Raw genomic sequence first — 8,093 nt, 5'->3', positions numbered from 1 at the left:
GGGTCGCGAGCCGGTCGGCGACGGCCTGGATGGCGATGGCCGCCGGGTCGAGCGGGTCGCCCAGCACGACCGGCAGCCCGGTGTCGCCGCCGCTGCGCAGCGGCACGCTCAGCGGAACCTGGGCGAGCAGCGGCACCGGCGTTTCCTGGCCGTCACCGAGCCGGCGGGCGACCTCCGCGCCGCCGCCGGAGCCGAAGACGTCGAGGACGGTGCCGTCGGCCTGAACGATCCCGGCCATGTTCTCGATCACGCCGTAGATCGTCTGCCCGGTCTGCCTGGCCACGATGCCGCTGCGTTCCGCGATGTCCGCGGCGGCGGGCTGCGGGGTGGTGACGACGATGACGTCGGCCTGGGGGAGCAGCTGCCCGACCGAGATGGCCACGTCGCCGGTGCCCGGCGGCAGGTCGAGCAGCAGGATGTCGAGGTCGCCGAAGTACACCTCGGTGAGGAACTGGTTGATCGTGCGGTGCAGCATCGGGCCGCGCCAGGCGACCGCCACGGACGAGTCGTCGACGAACATGCCGATCGAGATGACCTTCACGTCGAAGGCGATCGGCGGCAGGATCATGTCGCCGACCTGGGTCGGCTTCACCGCGGTGCCCTTGTCGCTGCCGGGAGCCGGCGGCCCGACCAGGCCGAGCAGCCCGGGGATGGAGAACCCGTAGACATCCGCGTCGACGACGCCGACCCGGAGTCCTCGCGCGGCGAGGGCCACGGCGAGGTTCGCGGTGATCGTGGACTTGCCGACCCCGCCCTTGCCGCTGGTGATGGCGTAGACCCGGGTCAGGGAGTCAGGGCCGAATTGGCTGGTGCGCGCGCCCTGACCGCCGCGGAGTTTCTCGGTCATGGCACGGCGCTGCTCGCGGGTCATCACGGTGACGTCCACGCTCACCCGGCCGGGACCGGCCACGGACTCGGCCGCCTCACGCACGTCGCGTTCGATCTGGCGTGCGGCCGGGCAGCCGGCGATGGTCAGGCGGAGGCCGACCGTGGTGTGGCCGTCGGCATCCACCTCGACGCCGGCGACCATGTCGAGTTCGGTGATCGGGCGGCGGATCTCGGGGTCGATCACGCGCACGAGGGCGGCGAGCACCCCGTCGCGGGTCAGCCGGCCGTCACTCACTCCGGGGCCGCTCCTCGAGGCGGCGTTCCGGCGCTGGGTCGCGGTCGCGCTCGCCCTTCCGGGAACGCTTCCGTTCGCGTTTGTCCTGGTCCTCGCGTTCCTCCAGGTTTTCGAGCAGCGCCCGCAATTCGGCGCGGAGGAAGTCCCGGGAAGCCAGGTCCTTCATGCCCAGGCGCAGCGCGACGACCTCGCGGGCGAGGTACTCGGTGTCGGCCAGGTTGCGTTCGGCGCGCTGCCGGTCCTGCTCGAACTGCACCCGGTCGCGGTCGTCCTGACGGTTCTGCGCCAACAGGATCATCGGCGCCGCATAGGAGGCCTGCATCGACAGGACCAGGGTCAGCGCGATGAAGCCGAGGGACACCGAGTCGAAGCGCCAGGCCGCCGGGGCGAGCGTGTTCCAGGCGATCCAGCCGACGGCGAAGAAGGTCAGTCCGAGCAGGAACCACGGGGTGCCCATGGCGCGGGCGATGGCTTCGGTGAACCGGCCGAACCGGTCGCTGCTCGGGCGGTTGCGGTCGCGATTCCGCTTGCGGCCGAGGGTGGCCGTGCGCAACCCCTTCGGCGAGTCGAGACGGAGATCCGATCGGTTAGCTCGGGCCATTGCCGGTCCTCCTTCCGTGGTTCAGCGGGATGCTTCCCGTGGTCAGTTCGGTGCGGGCCGCCGCCCGGCGGCGCACATCGTCGTTCCCGTCGTGACTTCGCCAGTCGTCCGGCAACAGATAATCGAGGACATCGTCAATCGTCACCACCCCGACGAGACGGTGGTTCTCATCGACGACGGGCACGGAGACGAGGTCGTAGCTGGCGAGGATGCGGGTGACCTCCGCCGCGGAGGTGTCGGCGGTGACGGGGTCGAGACCCTGGTCGAGCAGCGTGCCCAGGCGTTCGTGGGGCGGGTAGCGCAGCATCCGCTGGAAATGCACCATGCCCAGGAAGCGGCCGGTCGGCGGTTCGTAGGGCGGCAGGGTCACACAGATCGCCGCGCCGAGCGCGGGGGCAAGATCGTGGCGGCGGATCAGGGCGAGACCCTCGGCGACCGTGGCGTCGGCTGAGACGATGATCGGTTCCGTCGTCATCAGGCCGCCGGCGGTATCGGGAGCGTAGGTGAGCAGGAAGCGCACGTCGTCGGCCTCCTCCGGCTCCATCAGGTCGAGCAGCTGCTCGCCGTGCTCCTCGGGCAGTTGCGCGATCAGGTCGGCGGCGTCATCCGGCTGCATGTGGTCGAGCACGTCGGCGGCCCGGGCATCACCGAGCCGGGTCAGGATGCCCACCTGCTCACGCTCGGGCATCTCCTCGAGCACGTCGGCGAGGCGGCCGTCGGGCAGCTCCCCGGCAACCTCGTACATGCGTTCCTGCGGCAGGTCCAGCAGCGTGTTGGCGAGGTCGGCGGGCTTGAGATCGGAGTAGGTGGCGATGAGCTGCTCGGCGGACTGGGCCTGGCCGGCCGTGGCGTGCTCGCGCACCTCACCCCAGGCGGCGAACGCCGTGGCCCCCTTCGCGAACAGGGACAGGCTCGTCTTGGGCCGGCGCACGAAGAGCTGGCTGATCGCCCAGCCGCTCTGGCCGGACTCCTCGATCGAGACGTCCTCGACGATGGCCTCGCCGGAACCGTCGTTGAAGACCACGGTGCGGCCGAGCATCTCGGCGATCACGCGCACCTCGCCGCCGCGCTGCTCGAACCGGCGCACGTTGATCAGGCCGGTGGTGATGATCTGGCCGGAGCCGATGCTGGTCACCCGGCTGATCGACACGAACACGCGTCGTTTGCCCGGGATCTCCACGATCAGGCCGACCACGAGGGGCGGGTCGTTTTTTCGGTAGACCACCAACACATCGCGTACCTTGCCGACGCGGTCGCCCGCGGGGTCGAAGACGGTACACCCGGCCAAACGGGCAACGAAGACTCTGGTGGCACTCACAGTACAAATCTAGGCCACCTTCAGCGGATAACGGTGCTGTGGAAGAATGGCGGCATGAGCAACCAGAGCCCTTTCGGCGCCCGCGGCCCCGCACTCTTCCCCGTTCTGCCCAAGGGCGAGGTGCTGGCGACGTACGAAACCTACTTCGAGGCGCAGGCCGCGGTGGACACGCTTGCGAAGGCGGACTTCCCGGTGAAGAAGCTTTCCATCGTCGGAAACGACCTGAAAAGCGTCGAACGGGTGACCGGCAAGCTCACCTGGGGTCGGGTCGCGCTCGCCGGGGCGGCCTCCGGCGCCTGGCTCGGCGTCTTCTTCGGGCTGCTCTTCTTCATCTTCTCGCCCGCGGGCGCCGGGCTGCCCTTCGTGCTGGCCGCGGTGCTGATCGGTGCCGGTTTCGGCATGCTGTTCGGGGTCGTCGGCTACGCGCTCAACCGCCGCCGCCGCGACTTCACCTCGACCATGCAGGTCATCGCGAGCAACTACCAGGTGATCGTGGATGCGGCGCTGGTCAACCGGGCGCGCAACCTGCTCGCCGGGCATGCCGAGGCCGAGGCCGTGGCGCCGGCCGCGCCGCATCCGTCGGAGCCCCCGCGCACCGCGGACCCGGTGACCCCGCCGGCTCCGCCCGCCCCCGAGGCCTAGCCTCCCCCTCCCCATCCCGTCGCCCCGCCGCTCACTTCTTCGCGAGAGTGCACTTTTGGCCCCTTCGCCAGGCGCGAGAGGGCCAAAAGTGCACTCTCGCGGGTGGGGGAGAGCAGCTTACGGGAGGCGGGGAGGCGGGGAGAGGGGAGGGCGGTCAGGCGGTGAGGGCGGCGATCCAGGCCTCGACGTCGGCTGAGGTTCGCGGGATGCCGGCGGACAGGTTCTCCGGGCCGTCGGCGGTGATCAGGATGTCGTCTTCGATTCGCACGCCGATGCCTCGGAACTCGGCCGGCACCGTGAGGTCCTCGGGCTGGAAGTACAGTCCGGGTTCGATCGTGAACACCATGCCGGGCTCGATCACGCCGTCCATGTACATGTCGCGGCGGGCCTGAGCGCAGTCGTGCACGTCGAGTCCGAGGTGGTGGCTGGTGCCGTGAACCATGTAGCGGCGGTGGTGGCCGTTGTCGGGCAGGAGCGCCTCCTCGGCGGTGACGGGCAACATGCCCCACTCCGCCGTGCGGCGCGCGATCACGGCCATGGCGGCGGCGTGCACATCGCGGAACACGGCGCCGGGGCGGGCAACGGCGAACGCGGCATCCGCTGCCTCGCGCACGGCGTCGTAGACTCGGCGCTGCACGGGCGTGAACGTGCCGTCGATGGGAAGGGTGCGGGTGATGTCGGCCGTGTAGTAGCTGTCGACCTCGACCCCGGCGTCGAGGAGGATCAGGTCGCCGGGCGTGACCGGACCGTCATTGCGGGTCCAGTGCAGGATGCAGGCATGGGCGCCGGACGCCGCGATTGTGTCGTAGCCGACCGCGTTGCCGTCGGAGCGGGCACGGGTGTTGAACACGCCCTCGACCAGGCGCTCGCCGCGCAGGTGGGAGCTGGACCGGGGCAGGTCGCGGATGACGTCGTCGAAGCCGTGCGCGGTGGCCGCCACGGCGAGGCGCATCTGGGCGATCTCGTAGGAGTCCTTGACGAGGCGCAGCTCGGAGAGGTCGCGGGCGAAGTGGTCGTCCGGTTCGTGCTCGGCGTTGATTTCCACGCTGAACGGGGAGTCTGACGCGTTGGTGGTGAGCACCTTCTCGGCGGCGAAACGCAGCCGGGCCTCGTCGACCTCGTCGGTGAAGACCGGGTCGGACTCGCGCACGACGACGGTTTCGCTGTCCACGGCCTCGAGGACGGCGGCCAGGTCGGCGATGCCGCGGACCTGCAGCGCGAGGTCGGCGGCGACCTGGGCGATCGACGGGCGCGGGCCGATCCAGAACTCGCCGATGTCGGAGTTGGCGTAGAACTCGTCAGAGTCGCGTCCGGCGCGCTCCCGGAAGTAGAGCGTGGCGTCGTGGCCGGTCCCTGTCGGTTCAAGGACCAGCACGGCCCCCGGCTCGGAGTCGCTGCCCCAGCCGGTCAGGTGTGCGAAGGCGGAGTGCGCGCGGAACGCGTAGTCGGTGTCGTTTGAGCGTTGCTTGAGCCGGCCGGCCGGGATGATCAGCCGGGTTCCCGGGTACATCGCGGAGAGCCTGGCCCGGCGGGTGGCCGCGAACGGGGCCTGCTCGCGCGCGGGCGGCAGCTCGGCGGTGCGCTCGGCCCAGGAGCTGGAGATGTATGCCTTGAAACCTGCCGACCCGGGCGTCGTGGACCGGTTCTCGTTCGATCGGGGGGCAGGGGTGATCGCGGATTCATTGGGGTTGGCCATGGGCCCATTCTTCCATTCCCGGCCGGGCGCGCGCTGTGGGCCGGCCGAGGTCAGTGCCGGCCGAGGTCAGCGCCGGCCGAGGTCAGCGCAGTGACAGGGTCGCCACGATCGGGCGGTGGTCGCTGCCCGCGGCATCCTCGGACTCGATCACGCTCATGCTGTCCGTCTGCCAGTTCGGAGTGGAGAGCACGTGGTCGATCGGGCTGCCAAGCAGCGGCGAAACGGACGTCGGCCAGGTGCCCACCGCGGCGGACCCGGTGGCGAGTGCCGAGTCCCGGCAGGTGCCGAGAACGGCCGCGCCGGAAGATTCCCGTCCGGACATATGGTCGATCGTGGAGTTGAAGTCCCCGGCCATGATGAGATTCCCGCCGCCGCACTGGGTGGCCAGCCAGTCGAGGTCCGAGCGCCAGTTCGACATCTCCCAGTTGATCGGGGCGACCGCGTGCACGGCGACAATCGTGGGCCCGGTGCCGTCGACGGGGGTGGCGACGACGGTCGGCAGCACATTCGTGTTGCCGGGAGGGCCGGAACCCGCGGCGCTGCTCACGGTGTAGTCGCCGAGGTCCGGGCTGATCAGGAGGGTGGTGGACCGCGCCTTGGAGATCTGGTCGAAAGCGACGGTGTGCACCCACATCGGTCGTCCCGCCTCGCGCATCGCCTCGGCGACCTTCACGCCGGTGGCCTCCGTCGTCTCCGGCAGGCTGACGATGTCCGCGCCCCGGTCGAGGGCGAGCCGGGCGATCGCCGCCGAACCCGGCTCGTCGCCGAGGGTGTTCCAGCTGAGCACGGTCACGTCGCCGTTCGCGGCGGCGGATGCCGTGGGCCGCTCGGCCGCCGACGCGGGTTGCACGCCGATTCCCCTGGCCGCGAGCACGGCGGCGTTGCCGAGCCCGAACAGAAGCAGCAAAACGGCGAGGGACCCGGCCAGGCGTCGCAACGGCCGAATCGGCGTGAGCAGGACGAGCACGACAGTCCCGGCAGCGGCGACGGCCACGCCCAGTCCACGCAGGGACACGGCGTGGGCGAAGACCCAGCTGTTCTGCAGGCCGAACAACTGCGGCCAGCCGAAGGCGAGCAACACGAGGGCGGAGCCGCCGAGGACGAGGGCGGTGAGGATTCTGGGAAGCATGGAGTGGTCATGCTAGGCGATCCGGCTGGGCGAAGCCTCCGCTTGGCCCAACTAGCATGGGGGAATGGCAGGCGAGCGGCGATTCAGGGGTCCCATTGACCTGCACGCCCACTCGAGCGTGTCCGACGGCACCGAGACCCCGGCCCAGCTCGTGCGGGCCGCCGCCGCCGCGGGGCTCGGCACGATCGCCCTCACCGATCACGACTCCACCGCGGGCTGGTTCGAGGCGGCGGCAACGGCGCGCACGGCCGGGATCACCTTCATTCCCGGAATGGAATTCAGCACCAGGGTGTCGTTCGCCAGCGTGCACCTGCTCGCCTACCTATTTGACCCCTCCGACGCCGCCATTGTCGCCGAAACCTCCAGGGTGCGACAGGCCCGGCTCCTGCGCGCCGAACAGATGGTGGAACGGATCGGGGCAGACTACGCACTGACCTGGGAGGACGTGCTCGCCCAGACCACCCCGGATGCGACGGTCGGCCGTCCGCACATCGCCGACGCCCTGGTGGCGCGCGGCCTGGCGCTCACCCGGAGCGAGGCATTCGCCGGGATACTGCACTGGGATGCGGGCTACTACCAGCCGCACTACGCTCCCGACCCGCTGCGCGCCATCGAGCTGGTGCGGGCGGCGGGGGGAGTGCCGGTCATCGCGCACCCGGCGACCCGCGGCGTCAACGACGTGATCCCGGAGTCCCGGCTGGCCCGGCTGGTCGAGGCCGGGCTCTTCGGGCTCGAGCTGGAGCACCGCGAGAACAAGACGGCCGCGAAGGCCAGACTCTACGAACTCGCCGCCAAGTACGGGCTGTTCGTCACGGGCTCGAGCGATTACCACGGCGAGGGCAAACCCAACCGGCTGGGGGAGAACACGACGGCGCCGGCGGTGCTCGAGGCATTGATCGCCCAGGGAACGGGCTCGGAGCCGGTCTTCGGCTAGCTCACCGGTGGTCGAGCTTGTCGAGACCTTGATTTCGACAGGCTCAATCACCGGCGGACAGGCTCAATCACCGGTGGTCGAGCTTGTCGAGACCGTGATTTCGACAGGCTCAATCACCGGCGGACAGGCTCAATCACCGGTGGTCGAGCTTGTCGAGACCGTGATTTCGACAGGCTCAATCACCGGCGGTCAGGCTCAATCACCGGTGGTCGAGCTTGTCGAGACCGTGATTTCGGCAGGCTCAATCACCGGTGGGCAGGCTCAATCACCGGTCGGTGCGCCGCTAACTGGCGGTGCCGGACTGCGGTGCGCTGCGGCGCGTGCGGCTGCGCCGCCGCGGGGCGCTGTTGCCGTCGTGGTGCTCGGCTCCGCCGCCGTCGTGCGTACCAGCCGCGGACGTGGGGGCCGGGGCATCCGGGTTCGTGGCTTGGCCCACGCGGGTGCGGTTGCGTCCGCGACCCGAGTGGTCGCCGCCCTGGTCACCGGCGCCCGCACCAGCACTGGCACTGGAGCTGACGCCGGCGCCGACGGATGCCGCACGGCCCGAGTCGGAGCGCCCCGAGCCGGAGCGCCCCGAGCCGGAGCGCCCGGAGTCGGAGCGACCCGAGCCGGAGCGCCCTGAGTCGGACCGGCCGGACCCCGAGCCCGAG

At 70.5% G+C, this 8,093-nt stretch carries 7 protein-coding genes and 1 pseudogene; 2 read left to right on the top strand and 6 right to left on the bottom strand.

All coding sequences use genetic code 11. The features are described from left to right. From E3T48_RS04995 to E3T48_RS04985, 3 genes are all read right to left on the bottom strand, one after another. A partial coding sequence (locus E3T48_RS04995) for an Mrp/NBP35 family ATP-binding protein (RefSeq protein ID WP_241986661.1) occupies positions 1-1,123 on the bottom strand: 1,123 nt, incomplete at its 3' end. Further along, positions 1,116-1,724, bottom strand: coding sequence for a DUF1003 domain-containing protein (locus E3T48_RS04990; RefSeq protein ID WP_134522730.1), 609 nt, complete (start codon positions 1,722-1,724; stop codon positions 1,116-1,118). The genes E3T48_RS04995 and E3T48_RS04990, both read right to left, overlap by 8 nt. Next, on the bottom strand, positions 1,711-3,042 hold the full coding sequence (locus E3T48_RS04985; protein ID WP_134522729.1) for a magnesium transporter MgtE N-terminal domain-containing protein: 1,332 nt from the start codon (positions 3,040-3,042) through the stop codon (positions 1,711-1,713). The genes E3T48_RS04990 and E3T48_RS04985 overlap by 14 nt, the downstream gene beginning before the upstream one ends. 54 nt (positions 3,043-3,096) lie before the next feature. On the opposite strand from E3T48_RS04985, the gene E3T48_RS04980 reads away from it, so the two are divergent. After that, positions 3,097-3,684: a YflT domain-containing protein gene (locus E3T48_RS04980; RefSeq protein WP_134522728.1), complete on the top strand. Its 588-nt coding sequence runs from the start codon at positions 3,097-3,099 to the stop codon at positions 3,682-3,684. A 154-nt stretch (positions 3,685-3,838) separates the two neighbouring features. Here the strand turns inward: E3T48_RS04980 and E3T48_RS04975 are convergent, their stop codons facing one another. Both E3T48_RS04975 and E3T48_RS04970 read right to left on the bottom strand, forming a co-directional pair. Beyond that, the gene (locus E3T48_RS04975; RefSeq protein ID WP_134522727.1) at positions 3,839-5,380 is read right to left on the bottom strand and encodes an aminopeptidase P family protein; all 1,542 of its coding nucleotides are present in this window, start codon (positions 5,378-5,380) and stop codon (positions 3,839-3,841) included. Between the two features lie 82 nt (positions 5,381-5,462). Next, positions 5,463-6,509 (bottom strand): endonuclease/exonuclease/phosphatase family protein, encoded by a 1,047-nt coding sequence (locus tag E3T48_RS04970; RefSeq protein WP_134522726.1) that lies wholly within the window; start codon positions 6,507-6,509, stop codon positions 5,463-5,465. Between the two features lie 64 nt (positions 6,510-6,573). Between E3T48_RS04970 and E3T48_RS04965 the strand changes: the two genes are divergently transcribed. Continuing rightward, positions 6,574-7,443 carry a PHP domain-containing protein gene (locus E3T48_RS04965; protein WP_134522725.1) on the top strand — a complete coding sequence of 290 codons (870 nt, stop codon included), beginning with the start codon at positions 6,574-6,576 and terminating at the stop codon, positions 7,441-7,443. Between the two features lie 283 nt (positions 7,444-7,726). Here E3T48_RS04965 and E3T48_RS17040 read toward each other — a convergent pair. Further along, a pseudogene (locus tag E3T48_RS17040) lies at positions 7,727-8,093 on the bottom strand (hypothetical protein); the annotation flags it as partial.

Origin of the sequence: Cryobacterium fucosi (genome assembly GCF_004403515.1) — a bacterium.
GTDB lineage: Bacteria > Actinomycetota > Actinomycetes > Actinomycetales > Microbacteriaceae > Cryobacterium > Cryobacterium fucosi.
This window is presented reverse-complemented; position numbering and strand designations above follow the sequence as displayed.